This window comes from Oenococcus alcoholitolerans (assembly GCF_051852995.1).
GTDB lineage: Bacteria > Bacillota > Bacilli > Lactobacillales > Lactobacillaceae > Oenococcus > Oenococcus alcoholitolerans.
The window spans coordinates 1,194,684-1,213,591 of record NZ_CP176042.1 but is presented as its reverse complement, the minus strand read 5'-3'; the positions used below and the strand labels follow the sequence as shown (position 1 = coordinate 1,213,591).

Here is an 18,908-nt window from a genome sequence, read left to right as displayed (position 1 = left end):
TAATGATATTAGATTTGAATGATAAGCAAGCAGTTGAAAAATATAATGAATTTGTCCGGAGCAATTGGCGCGGGCAGGCAACGCAGGATACTTTATGGGGCGATCTCAAGGCTAACTGGGGTCATCACTACATTTATCGGCAGGATGATTCCGGCAAAATAACAGCAGCGATGGCTCTTTTAACGATCGAGGCGGTGCCAGGCAAGCTCTTAGCATATTCGCCTCGAGGACCGATAGCTGATTTTAATGATGTTGATCTGATCAAAAGCTTAGTCGATGAAGCTCAAGAAGTATTGCCTGATAATACTTTTTTGATCAGAATGGATCCCGAAGTCGATTACGATGATGATTTGAATCAGCGTTATTTGGACGCGGGTTTTCAAACAAGAAACCGGCAAATAACCAGCATGCATGGCAATATTCAGCCGCGTAAAAATATCGTACTCAGCTATCAGGGACTTGATAGCGAAGACGACTTGATGAAACATTTCAAAAAAGATTATCGGACACGGATCCGCCGTTCTATTCGCAGTGGTGTTGCGACCGATTTTGGTACATCTCACGAATTCGTTGATCAGTTTTATCAGACATATGTGAAAATGGCCCATTATCAGCAGATAACATACCGGCCGATCGATTATTTTTATCGGATGAGTGATTTATTTGGTCCGACCGGTCTTTTTAGAATTTATTTGGCTCATTATGATGACAAGGTAATCGCTTCAGGTATTGGTTTTGCACATGGTGATGAGGTTTGGTATATGTACGCTGGATCCGACCGTGATTACGCTAAACATTGTGCACCGTATCTGATCCAATGGGAATTGATAAAGTGGGGTCTTTCCTTGCATAAAAACGAATATGATTTTGGAGGTGTCGGCAAATTTGACGGTTCCGACGGTTTATTCCATTTTAAGCACGGATTTGCTTATGAAGATCAGCCGCGTGAATATATTGGCGAAGTTGACCGTGTTCTGGATCCCGAAGCATATGCACAATATTTAAAAACTTTTAAGTGAGCGGCAAATTGGCAAAGAAATCCAACAAAGAAAAAAGATCTGTTTGGCAAAAAATATTTATGGCTGTCTTTGTCTTGGCAGCTTTTTTGTTAGTTGGCCGCTATGCTTATCAGCACTATCAAGAATTAAAAGCCAAGGTCGCGCCGTTGAAAGTTTATCGACCGTCAGGACCTTTATCCGGCCAGGCAGATTCAGTTTACGCCAAGCAGATCCGCAAAATGATAGAGTGGAATCCGCATAAAGCACAAAAGAAGGTCAAAATCGGTTATGTTGCTATACCTAGCCGGCGGATACTGCTGCCGATCTATGTCGATCCCTATAGTAAAAGCAGTCTTGACATCGGGGCAGCTTCTTTATCCGGCCAAACTTTAGGGACTAACGATAATTTCACTTTGGCAGCTCATAATTTCAATAACGGGGTCACCGGTTTTTCTTCTTTACAGATCAAAGAAAATTCAAATTCGCCATATTTAGTTGCCGGTAAAACTAAAAAAGTAGATAAACTAAAAAATCAGCCGATATTTGCGGCTGATAATAAAAACATATACATTTATCGTATTCTTAGTCAATCGACGGTTTATAAAACGGATGTTTCAGTAATGGACAGTGATCGGGTGATCGATAAAAAGCCGACTATGACGATCATTTCTTGTCTTTTTCCAAATATCGATTATAGAATCATCACCAAAGCAACACTATCAAAAGAATATCCGATATTAAAAGCACCAAAAAAGATCCTGCGAGTTTTCGATATGCGTAAAAATCAAACCAACGCTCATGTAAATTGGTTCAACCCTGGTCAAGAAGAAGGTGCTAATGGTGCCGGCGGCGGCTATTTTAAAAAATGATCGGTCCTAACCCCAAAAAGTATCAATATCATTCCAAGCGGCAATTTTTACTTTGCCGTCTTTTTTTGTCTCAAAGATCAATTTGGAAACTGCGCCGTTATAAATGCGTTTGCTGGCCAATTCTTTATCATCGCTGAAGCGGTCTGCTAAAGCCCGCATGAAGCTGCCATGAGTAGCGATGAGGACATTATCGCCGTCGTTAAAGTTTTGTCTGATCATGTTAAGGCCGTGATCCAGCCTGGCATTGAATTCAGCAGCATTTTCGGCAAAACTGTTGGGATCATATTCTTTAAAAATATCTAATAATCCATTGAAACCATATTTTTTGATCAAGTCGTTGTAACCGATTTGCGGTAAAGCAGTGTCTTTTGATCCGTTTTGATTTAACAGTTCGATGACCTGGTCATTTTTCAAACCTTCAGCACTGCCGAAGAACACTTCGCGGAAATCACTGTCGCGGATCAAATCGGCTGAGGCAGCTTCGTTTTCATTTAAGATAAGCTGGCCAGTCCGGTAGGCTCGTGACAAATCGGAGGAAAAGGCCGCCTTGAAATGAATGCTTGCAAGCCTTTTGCCGGCATTTTTGCCATCTTCGATTCCTTTATCGGTCAAATCGATGTCAGACCAGCCCTGATAGCGGCCCAGATAGTTGAAATAAGTCTGTCCATGACGGACAAAATAAACATTGATACCGTTTTCTGTCATAACTAGATTTTAACACGTAGACCAAGCTGATTATTTTCCAAAACAGGCGTATAATATTATGACGATTTATGACAAACGATATTACTAAAATTGAACAGCAGCATCTTGATCTTGTATTGAAAAAGCTGGATCAAAGAATTGCGCAAAGCAGCGAACGGATCAAGCGTGCCCAAAGTAATCTCGATGAGGCAGAAAAAGGCTGGAAAGATGTTCGTGTCAAATTTTCTGATTTTAACTCGATCGTTGAAACCGGCGCTTCTGTTCACGCTCAACAGCAAGTGCTGGCACAAAAAGAACGCGACCAGAACCAAGCTCAGCAGCAATTTGACAAGTTAAAAAAATTAAAGGGCCGGCCTTACTTTGCACGGATAGATTTTATCGACTCCAGCAATCGTTCTTCTGAATTGGAGACCATCTATATCGGTCTGGCTTCTTTTGCTGACGAGCAGGGCCATTTTTATGTTTATGATTGGCGGGCACCGATCTCTTCGATCTATTATGACGGCGGACTCGGCAAGATCGATTATCAAACTCCAAGCGGTCTCCAGCAGGCTGACGTTAAATTAAAACGCCAATTCGAAATCGCAGATGGTGTTATTTTAACTGTCTTCGATACCGAAGAAGCAGTCGGCGACCAGCTGCTTTTAGATGCTTTGTCTTCTGACTCCTCAACGAAAATGAAGTCGATCGTCACTACTATCCAAAGAGAGCAAAACAAAATAATCCGCGACACTGATTCCGACCTTTTGTTCGTTCAGGGAGCTGCCGGTTCAGGAAAGACTGCCGCTGTGCTTCAGAGGGTCGCTTATTTGCTGTATCGTTTCCGCGGCAAAATAACTTCCGGTCAAGTCATATTATTTTCGCCCAACCAGATCTTCAACGACTATGTCAATGAAGTTCTTCCGGATCTTGGCGAAAATAATATGATCCAGATGACTTTTTATCAATATGCCAACTATCGTCTTCCAAAGATCAGTGTCCAAACACTTGCTGACCGGTTTGAAGAAGAAAACGATCCTTTATCGGTTAAATTAACGGATTTAAAGGGCAGTTTAGCCATGTTTGCCGCGGTCAAAAAATTTGCTCTGAGCATGGGAAAAGGCGGCATGTCTTTTCGCGATATCCATTTTCAAGGACAAACTTTTTTCAGCAAGGAAGACATTTCTAAAATATATTATTCATTCAACGATAATTATTCTTTAAGCCAGCGCTTAGAAGCGACTAAACAGGCTTTGTTGAAAAAAACTTCCGGCCGCATCTCTTCGGAAATGAAAAAAGACTGGGCACAAACGGCTGTTGAAAATCTGACCGGCGAACAGCTGGAACTTATGCTCGGCGATCCTGATAAACACCAGTTTGAATCTGAGAAAAAAGAACGGAACGATCTTGCCAAACAAATCGTTAAAAAAGCTCTAGGACCAGTCGTCAGAAGGATCAGGCGGGGCATATTCGTTAACCCGAATCAGCTGTTTCTTAGTTTTATGCGGCAAGTACCTGATTTGATAGATCTTGATGATTTTTCTTTGAAAACTCAAGAATGGCAAGAAGCCTACTTGCGTTCTAAGCAGGACCTTTCTGATCAAAAGCTGAGTTTGAATGATACGGCGATCTACCTCTATTTATTCGATCTTATCAATGGTCATCATGGCGATCTGTCTATCCGTTTTCTTTTTGTCGACGAAGTTCAAGACTACACTCCCTTCCAATTAGCTTTTTTGAAATATTCTTTTCCTAAGGCTCGTTTTACCTTGCTTGGTGATTTGAATCAAGCGATCTTTACCCGTAATAATGCCCGAGGTCTCCAACAGGCTGTCAGCCGCCTCTTTGATCCGGAAAAGACTCGCACGATCAAATTGACAAAGACCTATCGTTCTACTAAACAAATAACTGATTTTACCAGTGCTTTGCTTTCAGACTCCAATTCGATCGAAGCTTTTGACCGCCAAGGCCAAAAACCGGTCATGCTGCGGGGGGATTCATTAGGGCGATTAGAAGATTTGCTGGAAAAGAATCATCAAGAAAAACTGACGACTGCTATGATCACAAAAACAGCCGCTCAGGCTCAAAAACTTTTTGATGATTTGATCAAGGATGGTTTTAAAGGCAATTTAATAACATTGGAGAACCAGCGTTTAATAGCTGGGGATGTTATAATTCCAGGCTACTTAGCCAAAGGACTTGAATTTGATGCTGTTGTCGTTTGGCAGGCTGATCCGGTTAATTATCGCGATCCGGCCGACCGCGATCTGCTTTATACTGTCGCTAGTCGAGCGATGCATCAGCTGACGATCTTATCCGATGATGATTTCAGTCCTCTTTTCAAAAGAGTCGATCATAATCTTTATTTGTCGAGATGATTTTGTTATAATTATTGCGACCAGCTGAGGTAGTATCTATCTACCTACCCGCCGCGAATTTATTTCGCGGCGTTTTTTATTTTGATTGGATATAATGAATCTATATGTTTATAGAATCCGCTTCAGAAAAATTTATACAAGGAACTTTTTCAGCAAACGCTAAGGGATTTGGTTTTGTTAAGACCGACCAAGACCAAGATGATCTATTTATCGGTCGTTTCAATACTAATTTAGCCATGCAAAACGATGAAGTTCTGGCTACGATAATCCGTCCTGGTCATCCTGGCCAAGTTCCGGAGGGAAAGATCGAAAAGATCCTCTCGCACGCTAATCAGCAGGTGGTCGGTGTTTTTTCGGCCGGTGTTAATCAAGAGGACCTGCCGAAAACACTTAATGCTGATAATTTTATTGGTAAAATCGTTTTTCGTGATGAAAAAATGCAGGACTATCTTTATTTAGTCGACAAAAAAGGCTTGTTTCCGCACGACCGTGATTCAGTGACGGCAACAACGAGCCGTTTTCCTAATACCGATACCAAAAAGATTTTGATCGGATCGGTTAATAAAATCATCGGCCGGTCCGATGCCCCCGGGGTTGATATTTTAGAGATCGTTTATTCTTTGAAAATACCAAGCGTTTATCCGCAAGAAGCACAGAAACAGGCAAGTGCGATCAGCCAGTCGATCGATCTGCAGAAAGCTTTAGCACAAGGCCGTCCGGATTTCAGAGACCAAAAATTAATAACTATCGATGGCGATGACACCAAAGATATCGATGATGCGGTCGTTGTTTGGCGTCTGGACAATGGTAATTATCATTTAGGTGTACATATCGCCGATGTTTCTCACTATGTTCCGATCGGCTCAGAACTGGATAAAGAAGCCTATAACCGCGGTACTTCTGTTTATTTGACCGATAGAGTCATTCCGATGCTGCCGACTGAAATTTCAAACGGGATCGCTTCTTTGAACCCTAATGAAGATCGGCTGGCCATGTCTTGTGAGATGGAGATCGATCAAAATGGCCAAGTTTTAAAATATAAGATCGCTCCTTCAATAATCCGTTCACATGCGCGAATGACTTATAACGAGGTCAATAAAATATTAGCCGGGGATCCTCAGTCAAGACAAAAATATGCCGACATCGCTGATATGATCGATCAAATGGGCCAACTTCATAAAATTTTGGCGCAAATGCGAAAAAAACGCGGTGCTATTGAATTCGATACGGATGAAGCTGAAATAATCGTTGACAAAAATGGTCACCCCATCGATGTTGTTTTGAGAAATAGAGGAATCGGAGAACGGATGATCGAATCATTTATGCTGGCAGCTAATGAAACTGTTGCCCGGCATTTCGATCACCAGCATCTGCCTTTTCTTTACCGTGTTCATGAAGTTCCTGAAGGCGATAAGGTTACTAATTTCTTTGAGTTTATGCGTGCTATCGGTCATTCGATCAAAGCCGACCCTAAAAATTTAAAACCAAGGGATTTTCAAGAAGCTTTGGATAAAGTCGCCGGTTCTCCTGAAGAAATGATGATCAAAACGATGATGCTGCGGGCGACCAACCAAGCTCATTATTCACCGGAACCGATCGGTCATTTTGGGATCGCAGCTAAGTATTACACGCATTTCACTTCACCGATCAGACGTTATCCCGACCTAGTCGTTCACCGGCTTATCAAGCATTATCTAAAAAACGGTACCGGTCATGAAGCAACGGCTGCGGTAAGAGATAAGCTGCCGCAAATAAGTATCGATACTTCGCAAAAGGAACGGCGAGCTGTTGATGCCGAGCGTGCGACCAACGATATGAAGTTTGCTGAATACATGGAAGACCATATCGGGGAAGTCTATCCGGGTGTTGTTAATTCTGCTTTAAAATTCGGTCTTTTTGTTAGTTTGGAAAATACTATTGAAGGACTGGTCCACGTCAGCACGATGACCGATGATGTATATCAGTATGACCAAACACGCCAATCTTTGATCGGCAGGACTCATCACCATATCTTTTCGATCGGCCAGAAGGTCATGGTCCAAGTTATCAATGCCAACAAAGAGACACGAAAAATCGATTTCAAGCTTTTGCACCCGGAAACAGCGCCGACAACAGAAATCAGACTGGCCGAACCAGATGATTTTCATAGTTCTAATCGTCGCGGTCATGATCGAGATTTCAAAAGAAGCCATCGCAGCGGCAAGAATGATTTTGACCGGCGTAAAGGTCAGCACAAAGGAGGCTACCAATCGACTGGTAAGTATCGTTTGAGAAAAGGGAGGCATTAATGGCAGGAAAAAACCGGAAAAAGCATCAAAATGATGGTTTGGCTACCAATCGGCGTGCTTCTTTCAACTATTCGATCGGCGAGACTTTCGAAAGCGGTATTCAGTTGACAGGAACTGAAATAAAATCAGTTCGTTTAGGCCAGATCACGATCGGTGATGCTTTTATAACATTGAGAAACGGTCAGGCTTATCTTAATAACGCAAATATATCGCCGTATAAGCAAGGTAATCAATTTAATGGAGATCCGCTTAGGCGGCGCAAATTGTTGCTTCACAAGAATGAAATAGAGCGTTTAAGCAAGTTTGTCGATCAGGACGGTAAAACGATCATTCCACTCAAGGTTTACTTGAAGCATGGTTTTGCTAAGTTGTTAATAGCGGTTGCCACTGGAAAAAAGAATTACGATAAAAGAAGAACGATCAAAGAGAGAGATCTTAAGCGCGAGATGAGCAGGAATTTTAAGAACTTTAATTGATCCTGGAAGCCATTTTATATTTATAGCGCGTGGCCGGTGTCGGCAATTTCAAAAGACGCCGGTCTTTTTTTGTACCCCAGCTGTCGAGCAAAGCAGCGATCGCAACATGTACAGGGGCCTGTTTGTCAAAGGTCACATTCAATTCGTAGTAGAGCCCGTCTGGGAATTCGACCGGATTGACTTCCAGCAAACGGGTCTTGCCATGGATTATGCGATATTTTCCAGATGTAATTTCGCCCGTTACGACCCAGTCTAAATAATGGATGAAGATCAAATCTCGAAAACCGCCGAAGTGAAAGCCGATCGAACCGACATATTTATCATGGTAAAGCAATTGGAAACGCGGCAAAATACCGTATGATACTTGGCGGATCCTGGACAATTCGTTGCCATGCTGGTCGTAAACATAAAGAACATCGTTTTTGCTTCCAAGTTTGCCCGACAGATTGAATGCGATCGTAAAATCGCTATTATAGGCATGATTTTCTCTTTGTTTTCTATCATGCTGCTGGTCTAAATAGTAAATCGTCATATACTATAATTTTAAACGTGAATGACTATTTGATTAACCTAAAAAGAACAGATTGGTATCCTCATTTGAGGCCGGTCTTAACTGATGAATATCTGGACAAAATAAATGAATTTTTAAATCGAGCTTATGAAGGCCCTGTGGAAGTTTATCCGCCTGCAGACAAAATTTTCGCTGCCATGCTTTATACTTCTTTGGCACAGACGAAAGTCATTATCGTAGGCCAAGATCCGTATCATGAAAAAGGCCAGGCACAAGGGCTTTCTTTTAGCGTACCTGATGATTTTCCGGCCCCCAGCAGCTTAAAAAATATCCATAAGGAAATCGAAAGCGACCTTGGTCAAAAACGGCAATCTCACGATCTGATACCTTGGGCCAAGCAAGGTGTGCTTCTTTTGAACTCGGTTTTGACCGTTGAAGAGCATAAGGCCAATTCCCATGCTGGTGTCATTTGGGAACATTTTACCGACTCGGTCATCCAGCTGGCCAGTGCACATCCAACACCTAAGGTATTTATTCTGTGGGGTAATTTCGCCCGAAAGAAATCATCATTGATCGATACTCGAAAGGATCTTATCATCCAGTCCGCCCATCCGTCCGGTTTGTCGGCCAATCGTGGTTTTTTTGGCAGCCGTCCCTTCAGCAGATGCAATGATTGGCTTGAAAGCAAGGGCAGAGAACCGATAGATTGGCTAAAATAGAGTTTAGTTCCTTTTTACATAAATTATTACCGATGGAGGCCTGACCTTATGGCAGATTTATTTAAAGAATTAGCAGATAAAATCAAAGGACGCGATCTTCGCCTGATTTTTCCTGAAGGCGAGGACACAAGGATCCAACAAGCAGCTGGAAAACTTGTTGCCGAAAATTTGCTTCAACCGATTTTGATCGGCAGCGAAAGAAAAATAAAAGATACCGCGGTTGCTTTGAATTTGGATACGTCTTCTTGGGAGATCATCGATCCGGAAAAAGTTTCTAAAGATCAAAAAGACGAATTAGCACAAAAGCTGGTCGAACGCCGCAAGGGCAAAACCGATCTGCCAACCGCGATCGAATGGCTGAAAGATCCGAATTATTTGGCCACGATGCTTGTATACTTGCGCCAAGCTGATGCAATGGTATCCGGGGCAGCTCATCCAACGGCAGATACGGTCAGGCCGGCTCTGCAAATTATCAAAACCGATCAAGAAAGCAGGCGGATATCTGGATCTTTTATCATGCAAAAAGGAGAGAAGCGCTTTGTCTTTGCTGACTGTGCGATCAATATCGATCCCGATGCCGAATCGTTAGCAGAAATAGCCGTTCAGTCTATCAAGACGGCGAAAAAATTTGGGATCAAACCAAAAACTGCTTTTTTGAGTTTTTCCACTAAGGGTTCAGCCAAACACGATCTTGTTGATAAAGTTGTTCAAGCAGCAGCTATTGCAAAGAAAAAGCTTCCCGAAGAAGCTGAAAATATCGATGGCGAATTACAATTTGACGCTGCTTTCGTACCGGAAGTCGCCAGCAGCAAGGCACCTGGATCAAATGTCGCCGGTCAAGCGAATGTCTTTATTTTCCCAAGTTTGGAGGCAGGAAATATTGGTTATAAGATCGCTCAGCGAATGGGCGGATTCCAAGCGATCGGCCCGATTTTGCAAGGACTTGCTGCACCAGTCAGCGACCTTTCGCGCGGAGCTGACAGCGATGATGTTTACAAAGTCGCTATTTTAACTGCGGCCCAAGCTTTATGAACTCATTTGTCTTGATTGCATTCGATCTGTACAGTATTTCCCTCTGAATCTTTTATTTTTAAAACAGCTTTATTATTAAAGGCTTTTTGAACCGGTTCGATCTCTTCGATAAAGTTGTTGGCCAGGTGCTGTCTTAATTCGCTTAAATGATCGCGCACGATCAATTCGATCTGCTGTTTTTGATTTGATTTTTCAAATTTAATGGCCTTTTTGTCGACGATCAATGTTGTTTGGTCTTTGGGGTCTCTAAGAAATTCAAAAACATCGCGATAGAAGCGATAAGCTCGATCGGGATCTTGAGACGGAATGATTTTTGGACGCATTTTTCTCGGTTTCATAACAGCGATTATTCTAGCATGATAGACTGTTTCTGATGGCTTTATTAGAAGTAAGCGGGCTAACGATGGCCTATGCTGATAAAAAATTATATACAGATGCAGATTTCACTTTAGAAAAAGGCGAGCACTTGGGCGTTATTGGACAGAATGGAGCGGGCAAGTCCACTTTGATAAAAATCTTGACTGGGCAGGTATTGCCGATTTCCGGCCGTATCCAGTGGCAAAAAAATATCCAGATCGGATATCTTGATCAATATGCTGATATTCCTTCGGGGATGACTTTGATCGATTTTTTGCATACGGCCTATGCTGATCTTTACGATAAAGAAAAAAGAATGAACGATTTTTACGGCAAGTATGCCGCTGATCCTAAAGACAATTATTTGGAAAAAGCGACCAGGATCCAAAGCGAGCTTGATGCCGCTGATTTTTATTCGGTCGATACAAGGATCGAACAGGTAATAACCGGTCTGGGTTTAGATTCGATCGGCCGCGATCACATCATTTCGGAAATGTCGGGCGGACAGCGGGCTAAGATCATCCTGGCTAAATTATTATTGCAGGATAACGATATTATTATTTTAGATGAGCCGACTAATTATCTGGACGTATCACATATTGAATGGCTGGAGTCTTTTTTAAAAGACTATCCGGGAGCTGCATTGATCATCAGCCATGATTTTGATTTTTTGAATCAGGTGGCAAATGTTATCCTGGATGTTTCTTTTAATACTTTGACAAAGTATCGCGGTAACTTCGATCAAGCGATCAGGCAGAAAAAAGAACGGACAGAGCAGCAGCTGCGGGCTTATAGCCGCCAACAAGAGGTCATTAAAAAGACCAAGGCTTTTATTCAGAAAAACAAGGCACGAGCATCAACGACAGGGCGGGCTAAATCTCGTGAGAAAATGTTGAGCCATATGGAGATCATTGCTCCGCCGGCAACTAACCCGCGTTCAACTTTTCGTTTTCCTTATATCGAATCGCAATCGACTGATATGGTCAAGACTGAACGGCTAGTTGTTGGCTATGATCCTCAAAAGCCGATTTTAAATCCGATCACTTTTAGTATGTCAGCTGGTGAAAAAGTTGTTCTGACTGGTTTTAACGGGGCTGGTAAAACGACTCTGATCAAAACTTTGCTGGGCTACCTTCCGCCTATTTCCGGAAAGTCTAAGCTTTCGCCTTCGGCCAAAGTCAATTATTTCAGTCAGGATCTTGTCTGGGATGACGACCGTAAGACGCCGCTGCAGATCATGCAAGCTGCTTATCCGTTAGAAGAACAAAAAAAATTGCGTCAGCGTCTGGGTGGAGCTGGGATCAACTCTGAAAATGCGACTAAGCAGCTGCGTCTTCTTTCCGGAGGGGAACAAACAAAAGTCAAACTCGCTTTGATGGAATTAACTGAATCTAATCTTTTGATTTTAGATGAACCGACTAATCATTTAGATGAACCGACTAAAGATGCTTTGAAAAAAGCCATATTGAAGTTTGACGGCAGTCTTATTTTGGTCACGCACGAAAGCAGTTTCTATCAGGGATGGATCGATCGTCAGATCGATATCGCAGCAATGTCGAATATGCAGCCGGGCGAAAGTGTTTGATTTTTTGTCTATGTCTTTTAAAAAATACTTTTTCTTGCTAATATTTAAGAAATATGTCAAATAAAAATCGCGTAATCGTCATTACCGGTGCTTCGGGTGCCGGAAAAACTTCTGTAGCTCGATATTTATGGGAAAAGTATGGGGTGCCGCGTGTTATCACTCATACGACACGCAATCCCCGCGAAGGGGAGATCGACGGTGTTGATTACTATTTCGAAAATGAAGAAAGTTGGAAAAAGATCCATTTTATCGAACAGATAAAATATTCTCAGCATCGATACGGCTCCTCCTATGAAGGGTTAGAGCGGGCTTGGAACAAGTCTCGTTTAGTCTCTCATCCCGGTCTGATCAGTATCGTTGTCGACACTGTCGGGGCGATAACTTACAAAAAAACTTTGAAAGATCAGGCGGTTATTTGGTTTGTGACTGTCAGCGACGTTGCCGGATTAAGAAATCGTCTGATCGCTCGGGGCGACAGCTTGGATAGAGTACTTGAAAGAACCGGGTCAAGCGATTTTGTCCGCGATACTCATTTGCCGAAAGATTTAAGAGATCACGCACAGGTCATAGTTAACGATGACTGGCAGCTGACTCAGCAGACAGCTGATGATTATGTCACCAAACTGATCTATAAATGACCTTTAATTTTTGATTAATTTTATAGTGAGATAATTTATTTATGAAAAAAAACGGATTTGGAGCTAAATATTTCCTGATCTCATTCTTGAGTGCTGTCTTAGGCGCAGTAATAGTATTGGGTCTCTTTTATCAGTTCTATTTGCTGCCTGCCAGCCGTCAAGGAAGAGTTCTTAATAGTGCTGCAGGCAGTGCCAGTATTGTTAATATCAGCGGGCAAACTCAATCAAATGCGACACGAGCTTACAACCGGATCAGAAGGGCTGTCGTTACAGTAGAAAATTATCAGCGCCCCTCTTCTCAGGCAGATGATTATTTTTCTGAGTGGTTCGGCGGATCTCGCGGTCGAGGATCTGATCCTTCAAGCAGCTCCAGCCAACAAGATCAGCTGGCTGCCGAAGGCAGCGGCTTGATATATCAGACGGACGGTCCTTATTCTTATGTCGTTACTAATAATCACGTTATCGAAGGTGCTAATAGGATCCAGCTTTTATTGAGCGACGGCAGCCGGGTAAATGCTGATTTGATCGGTCGCAATGTTGCTCATGATCTAGCAGTTTTGAGGATAAGTTCTGCAAGAGTCAAGGCAACAGGCAATTTTGTCAATTCTGATCAGGTCGTTGCCGGCCAGCAGGTACTAGCTGTAGGTTCGCCGTTGGGTTCTACTTATGCCGGATCTTTAACTTCTGGGATCGTTTCGGCTACTGATCGTCAGATCCATGAAGACCAGATCAATTTAACAGCACTCCAAACTGATGTTGCTCTGAATCCGGGCAATTCTGGCGGACCGCTGATAAATATGGCCGGTCAGGTAGTTGGCATCAACTCGATGAAAATCAGCTCATCACAAGAGGGCAGTCAAGATGTTGAAGGGATGAGTTTCTCTATTCCGTCGAACGTCGTAGTATCTACCATTCGGCAAATCGTTGACTCTTCCAATTGATTTTTTAAGAAAAATTAAAGATTTTTAAGAAAAAATAAAGAAAAAATATGGTTTTTCGACACAAATAAGCGAGATATTCTTGCTTATTTTTATTTTGTATCGAATAAAATCGTTAAATGAAATTATTTTGTCTTTTTAAAAGCCCTTAACAACGGCTTTTTGAGCTAATGTAACCTTGTTGTAACATTGTAAACTAAGCTTAAAAAAGTGTTAATTGCTATGTCAAAAAATACCCCTATTCTATTTCTTGTGCTTAAAAAATCCTTATAGATTTTTATCAAATTCAATTTGCACGATGGAGAAATAGATAGAATGACTACAAAAACTGTTAGAAATGCCCTTTTGATTTCAACCGGTGCCGCTGCTGCGTTAACAGTCGGTGCTGCATCTGCTAATGCCGATACTGTAACTATTAAACAAGGTGACAGTGTTTGGAAGTTAGCTCAAGAAAACCACACTACTGTATCTGAAATAGCCAAGGCAAACAAATTAAGCAATACGAGCTTGATCTATGCTGGTGCTACGCTTGAGATCCCTAACGGATCTGCTGCTCCGGCAGCCAGCCAAGCACCTGCTTCACAAGCACCCGCTGCTACCACGGCTGCTCAAAGTGTTTCTTCTAGAAATGCCGATGATACTGTAACTGTTGCTTCAGGAGACACTATTTATGGAATTGCTGCGCGTCTTAATGTGTCTGCTGCAACTTTGATCGCAAATAACAACGGCTCAACTTTCCTGCTTGCAGGACAAAAGCTGGCTTTGTACCCAACTAAGACTGCTTCACAAGCTCCCGTTGCCAGCCAGGCACCTGCATCTGCTGCTCCAGCTTCTCAGGCCCCAGCAGCTAGTCAAGCTCCGGCAGCATCACAGGCACCTGCATCTGCTGCTCCGGTTTACCAAGCCCCGGCAGCTTCTCAGGCCCCACAGGCTCCAGCTTCTCAAGCTCCGGTAAATACTTGGCGTGCTCCGGTTCAGACTTCTGTTAGGTCTTTTGTTTCTGCTCCTGTACGTACACAGGCTCCAGTTCAGAATTACTCTGGCGGCAATTCATATCTTTACGGTCAGTGCACTTATTATGTAAAGAATCTGCTGCCTTGGGTTCCAAATGGTTTAGGTAATGCTAGCCAGTGGGCTTATTCCGCAGCTGCTCGTGGTTTCGCTGTGAACAATACCCCTTCAGTTGGATCAGTTGTTGTCTTCCAGCCTGGTCAAGGCGGAGCAAGCGGTTATGGTCACGTTGGTGTTGTTACTGCTGTATTTGGAAATTCTATTCGTATTTCTGAAGGTAATTATAACGGCTTGGCAAGCAATACTCGTACAGTTGCTTCTGCTTCAAGTTACCAATACATTCATAACTGATTGAATAAATCTAAGCTATAATAAAGTTAGCTTTAATGAAATTTAGCCTTATGGCTATTTTTTTATTGAAAAAAATCGTTATGGTCCAATTTCGAAATTATTTTACAACTCAAAATGAATGGATTTTTTCACCAAATTCGTCCGTAGGCGAGATAAGTCCCTATTATCAAGATTTTCGCAGTTTCCAGTTCAAGGGTAATTTTATCGATTCTCGTTTGATAAGAGATCTTAAGTCGCTTGAAGAAGAAGCCGAGTCTGTCGACCAAGCTTTAGAAATGATGACAGACCTTTTTTTGGATCATATGCTTCACCCCAATGACTGGCTGCATAGTCGTGAACGAAATTTGGATGATCAGGCTGTTTTTGCGCTTAATATAGGTTTGCTTCCCTTTGAAAATTCTGACGGCAGCCGCGGCCGAAATCTCAGCTATACATTCCAAATTTTTCGTAATCAATCTATCATTGATTTAGTTAAACATGGACGCTGGCTGGACGACCAAGTAAGCGGTTTTGAAGAAATAAATTATTATTTTGCGAAAACCAAAGATCTTTTGAAGATCCGCGACCTGCAAACCGGGATCGCTGGGCGTCCAAGCCAAGTTTTTGATATGATCTCTCCGTTTATTTCCGAACTTAATAATCAGGAATATTTGATAAGACAGATCGAATTTGAAAAATCACCGACCTATTTGGCGGTCAACCTTACTTCTGATTTTGATAATTGGGAAAAGTCGGGTGCTGCTCAGCTGGACAAACTAAACGGTTTTAAAGTTCAATCTCGTATCAGCGGGTTATTTGACCACATTTCTCAAAGAGATCTTCTTGATATTAAAAATCGGGCTGATATCTTCAAAAATATCATGAAAATGCAGCTTGAGAAGCAGCCTCGTCTTCACGAACAAGACTTTCAGCTTAACGAACAGCAGGTCAATGTTCCAGAAAAATATCGCAGCAAGCAATCAATATCGATCAAACGAACGATTGCTAACGCCTTATCTTTGCTGGACCGTCCTTTTGTTTGGGAAGGAAATGACGAAAATGGTTTTGATGTCGCCGGTTTTATTGAATACCTGCGGCTTATTTCCGGACTCACGAATATTGGAGGAAAACCATATATTCAAGCCGCAAAGCTTAGACAGGCTGGACGGATGATCAAAAAATATGTGTATGCTTTTCCCGGTGATCTTCTTTTTTGGGGAGGCCAAGGAGCTGAATATCAAGTCGGTCTTTACATGGGCGGCGGTCAATATATCGGTTTGAAGGGACCTGGCAGCAAGGTTTCGATTCAGCCGGTCACAGGCGAACCGTTAGCCTATGATGCGCTTTTTTGAATACGTATAAATGATGACACAAACTTTTTGGGAAACAATCAAAAAAAATTCTTTCAAACAAAACCGTCCTTTCTTTAGTTTGGCCCCAATGGAAGCTGTTACTGATTCGATTTTTCGTCAGGTAGTAGCAAGGGCCGCTGCTCCGGACGTTTTTTTCACTGAATTCACTAATGCTTTGAGCATTACTCATCCAAAGGCAAAGTTTTCGGTCATGGGTCGTCTTTACGTTGATCCGGCAGAAAAAACTATGCCGGTCGTTCAACTTTGGGGAGATCAAAGCGAAGCTTTTTACAAGGCGGCTTTTGCGGTCAAAAAAATGGGTTATAAGGCGATTGACATCAATACAGGCTGTCCGGACTCAACCGTGGTGAAAAACGGCGGCGGTTCTGATTTGATCCGTCATCCGGAAAAAGTGTCCGGGATCATTGCGGCTTGCCGACAGAGCGGCTTATCAGTAAGTGTTAAAACCAGGCTGGGTTTTTCTAAAATATCGGAAATGAACGATTGGATACCTTTTTTGCTTGAACACAAACCTAAGCTTCTTACAGTACATTTGCGTACTCGCAAAGAAATGAGTAAAGTACCGGCTCATTATGAAGTCATTGACGAACTGATCAGAATGCGTGATTATATTTCTCCAGAAACACTTCTTCAAATAAACGGCGATATCAAAGATCATCAGCAGGGAATGGAACTTTATCGATCGCATCCGGGCCTTGATGGCATTATGATCGGCCGTGGTGTTTTTGAAAATCCTTACTGTTTTTCCCCGAATAAAGAGCAGCATGATTTAAGGGAATTGCTGTCTTTATTTGAGATGCAGCTTGATCTTTATGACGATTACGCTCGAAAGATCGGAGGCAAACGCTTTGTTACACTGAGACGTTTTTTCAAAATATACGTTCGTTCCATGCCAAATGCAGCTTTTTATCGTGATCTTTTGGTAAATACGGTCAGTACTGATCAAGCGCGTGCGATCATTAGCCGGATTCGTCAGCACACTTAAAGCAAGTTGATTTTAAATAATATCTATTTAGGTAGTAGGATTGTAAATGTTGGATGAATTTTATAGAGGAGTGTTTATAATTTATGAACTTTAAAGAGCTTGATCTGAAAAAATTTGATCTTTTTGAACAAGCGAATCCTGACGGTTCTTTTTATCAAAGCGTTTATCAAAAAAAACATTTTGATGAGGGCTTCAGAAAAAGCGTCATTTTAGGTGTTGAAGATGATTCCGGCCAAGTATTGTTGGGAGCCCTGATATCTTCAGTCGCCAGCCGTACCGGTCTTGTTTATGAGATCATGGGTGGTCCTTTGGTCAAAGATGATCTAGATGATCAAAAAAAAGACCAAGTGCTTGGCTTTTTTCTTGATAATTTAAAGCCGTATTTAAAAAAACATCATGCTTACTATCTGCGCGTTATTCCAAATATAAAAACAAAAAGAATAGATAACGATGGTAAAGAAACTGATTTTGATCAAGAAGATTATTTGAATATCTACCGCAAACGAGGATTTATTTACCACGATTTGGATGATCAGATCGGTATGTCGACCAAAACACCTCATTATGAATATAAAAAAGACCTGGCAGGTCTAGATGAAAAGAAATTATTTAAATCATATAGTAAAAAAACACAATATTCGATCAAAAAAACTCACGATTTCGGTATCCAAGTACGAAAGATATCTTATGACGAATTAGAAGAGTTTCATAATAACACAACGCGGACAGCTAAGAGGATCGGTTTTTCTGATAAGACTTTAGCTTACTATCAAAGCAGTTATCGTGCTTTTGGCGATAAAGTACTTTTTTTGGTCGCTGAAATCGATCTTAAAAAATATATCGACTCATTTCAAGGACAGATCGATAAGCTGAACAAGAAAATAGAGCACGACAAGCAGATCGATGCCAAACGCGATAAGCCCACTAAAACTAACCAGATCAAAGAGTTCCAAAGTCAGATAAGCCAACACGAAAAAAGGATCGAGCAGGGCAAAGAAATTTTAAAGGCCGGTCATGAGATCATAAATCTTGCTGGAGCGATGTTTTTTATTCAACCGCAGGAAGTTTCCTATATGTTCAGCTACACAAACGTTGAATTCAAGAATTTTTATGGTCCATACCGAATTCAAGAAGAGATGCTTAACTTGGCTGTCAAGAACAATATTCCATATTACAATTTTTATGGTGTTTCCGGTGATACCAGCGGAAACGATGGTGTCTATGAGTTTAAAAAGGGCTTTAACGGATACTTGGTCTCAAATATGGGTCCCTTGATCTTGCCGGTCAAAAAATTCCGATATAGTTTTCTCCAGTCGTTAAAAAAATTATTGAGAAGATAAATTTATTAAAAACATTTTTTATTCATGATTTATAAAAAAGAAAAAATTTGGGGACGATTATTAGACAATGAAGGCCGCTGTATCCACTGGCACAGTAAACTTGATATCATTGCAAATCGTTGTGCCCTTTGCGGAAAATACTACGCCTGCTATAAATGTCATGATCTAGCAGAGGATCATGCTTTTGTCCCTTATCCGATCAACAGCAGCTCTAAGATCGTTATGTGCGGTGTTTGCGGATACCAGTTTACTTACAGACATTATCAAGAAATAAAAGTTTGCGATCGCTGCAGATCGCCATTCAATCCCCGTTGTTCGCTGCATCAGAGTATTTACGTTTATAAATGAATCATCTGCTTTTTAGATATAATAGTTTAAACAAAACCCGAACCAAAA

18 protein-coding genes are annotated in these 18,908 nt (G+C 41.7%); 15 read left to right on the top strand and 3 right to left on the bottom strand.

All coding sequences use genetic code 11. The features are described from left to right. The first annotated feature begins 2 nt into the window (after positions 1–2). Both ACKP2L_RS06745 and ACKP2L_RS06740 read left to right on the top strand, forming a co-directional pair. Positions 3–1,019 (top strand): lipid II:glycine glycyltransferase FemX, encoded by a 1,017-nt coding sequence (locus ACKP2L_RS06745; protein ID WP_439425092.1) that lies wholly within the window; start codon positions 3–5, stop codon positions 1,017–1,019. Between the two features lie 8 nt (positions 1,020–1,027). Next, positions 1,028–1,867 carry a class A sortase gene (locus tag ACKP2L_RS06740; RefSeq protein WP_439425091.1) on the top strand — a complete coding sequence of 280 codons (840 nt, stop codon included), beginning with the start codon at positions 1,028–1,030 and terminating at the stop codon, positions 1,865–1,867. A 6-nt stretch (positions 1,868–1,873) separates the two neighbouring features. On the opposite strand, the gene ACKP2L_RS06735 is transcribed toward ACKP2L_RS06740, so the two are convergent. Next, the gene (locus ACKP2L_RS06735) at positions 1,874–2,572 is read right to left on the bottom strand and encodes a histidine phosphatase family protein (RefSeq protein WP_439425090.1); all 699 of its coding nucleotides are present in this window, start codon (positions 2,570–2,572) and stop codon (positions 1,874–1,876) included. A gap of 68 nt (positions 2,573–2,640) precedes the next feature. Here ACKP2L_RS06735 and helD point away from each other — a divergent pair, with 68 nt between their 5' ends. From helD to smpB, 3 genes are all read left to right on the top strand, one after another. Continuing rightward, positions 2,641–4,929 (top strand): RNA polymerase recycling motor HelD, encoded by a 2,289-nt coding sequence (gene helD, locus ACKP2L_RS06730; protein ID WP_439425089.1) that lies wholly within the window; start codon positions 2,641–2,643, stop codon positions 4,927–4,929. Between the two features lie 104 nt (positions 4,930–5,033). After that, on the top strand, positions 5,034–7,217 hold the full coding sequence (gene rnr / locus ACKP2L_RS06725) for a ribonuclease R (RefSeq protein ID WP_439425088.1): 2,184 nt from the start codon (positions 5,034–5,036) through the stop codon (positions 7,215–7,217). Next, a complete protein-coding gene (smpB, locus tag ACKP2L_RS06720; RefSeq protein ID WP_439425087.1) occupies positions 7,217–7,693 on the top strand; it encodes an SsrA-binding protein SmpB in 477 nt (158 codons plus the stop codon). The genes rnr and smpB overlap by 1 nt, the downstream gene beginning before the upstream one ends. Here the strand turns inward: smpB and ACKP2L_RS06715 are convergent. Next, entirely contained in the window at positions 7,686–8,225 is a 540-nt protein-coding gene (locus tag ACKP2L_RS06715) for an LURP-one-related/scramblase family protein (protein ID WP_439425086.1), read from the bottom strand. The two genes, smpB and ACKP2L_RS06715, sit on opposite strands and share 8 nt — an antisense overlap. 17 nt (positions 8,226–8,242) lie before the next feature. On the opposite strand from ACKP2L_RS06715, the gene ACKP2L_RS06710 reads away from it, so the two are divergent. Further along, entirely contained in the window at positions 8,243–8,923 is a 681-nt protein-coding gene (locus ACKP2L_RS06710; protein ID WP_439425085.1) for a uracil-DNA glycosylase, read from the top strand. Positions 8,924–8,971: 48 nt separating this feature from the next. Next, a complete protein-coding gene (pta, locus tag ACKP2L_RS06705) occupies positions 8,972–9,955 on the top strand; it encodes a phosphate acetyltransferase (protein WP_439425084.1) in 984 nt (327 codons plus the stop codon). 2 nt (positions 9,956–9,957) lie between these two features. Here the strand turns inward: pta and ACKP2L_RS06700 are convergent, their stop codons facing one another. Then, positions 9,958–10,293, bottom strand: a complete 336-nt coding sequence (locus tag ACKP2L_RS06700) for a lactoylglutathione lyase (protein ID WP_439425083.1) — start codon at positions 10,291–10,293, stop codon at positions 9,958–9,960. A gap of 35 nt (positions 10,294–10,328) precedes the next feature. On the opposite strand from ACKP2L_RS06700, the gene ACKP2L_RS06695 reads away from it, so the two are divergent. The 8 genes from ACKP2L_RS06695 to ACKP2L_RS06660 all read left to right on the top strand — a co-directional run bounded on the left by ACKP2L_RS06695 (position 10,329) and on the right by ACKP2L_RS06660 (position 18,860). After that, on the top strand, positions 10,329–11,897 hold the full coding sequence (locus ACKP2L_RS06695; protein WP_439425082.1) for an ABC-F family ATP-binding cassette domain-containing protein: 1,569 nt from the start codon (positions 10,329–10,331) through the stop codon (positions 11,895–11,897). 53 nt (positions 11,898–11,950) lie between these two features. Then, the gene (locus ACKP2L_RS06690) at positions 11,951–12,535 is read left to right on the top strand and encodes a guanylate kinase (protein WP_439425081.1); all 585 of its coding nucleotides are present in this window, start codon (positions 11,951–11,953) and stop codon (positions 12,533–12,535) included. A gap of 41 nt (positions 12,536–12,576) precedes the next feature. After that, a complete protein-coding gene (locus ACKP2L_RS06685) occupies positions 12,577–13,476 on the top strand; it encodes a S1C family serine protease (RefSeq protein ID WP_439425080.1) in 900 nt (299 codons plus the stop codon). A gap of 312 nt (positions 13,477–13,788) precedes the next feature. After that, complete coding sequence (locus ACKP2L_RS06680) at positions 13,789–14,835, top strand: LysM peptidoglycan-binding domain-containing protein (RefSeq protein WP_439425079.1); 1,047 nt, start codon at positions 13,789–13,791, stop codon at positions 14,833–14,835. A 50-nt stretch (positions 14,836–14,885) separates the two neighbouring features. Then, positions 14,886–16,166, top strand: a complete 1,281-nt coding sequence (locus tag ACKP2L_RS06675; protein ID WP_439425078.1) for an NlpC/P60 family protein — start codon at positions 14,886–14,888, stop codon at positions 16,164–16,166. A gap of 13 nt (positions 16,167–16,179) precedes the next feature. After that, positions 16,180–17,172 (top strand): tRNA dihydrouridine synthase, encoded by a 993-nt coding sequence (locus tag ACKP2L_RS06670; protein WP_439426222.1) that lies wholly within the window; start codon positions 16,180–16,182, stop codon positions 17,170–17,172. 83 nt (positions 17,173–17,255) lie between these two features. Continuing rightward, the gene (locus tag ACKP2L_RS06665) at positions 17,256–18,512 is read left to right on the top strand and encodes a peptidoglycan bridge formation glycyltransferase FemA/FemB family protein (RefSeq protein WP_439425077.1); all 1,257 of its coding nucleotides are present in this window, start codon (positions 17,256–17,258) and stop codon (positions 18,510–18,512) included. Between the two features lie 24 nt (positions 18,513–18,536). Beyond that, positions 18,537–18,860 (top strand): CHY zinc finger protein, encoded by a 324-nt coding sequence (locus ACKP2L_RS06660; RefSeq protein ID WP_439425076.1) that lies wholly within the window; start codon positions 18,537–18,539, stop codon positions 18,858–18,860. The last annotated feature ends 48 nt before the right edge of the window (positions 18,861–18,908 follow it).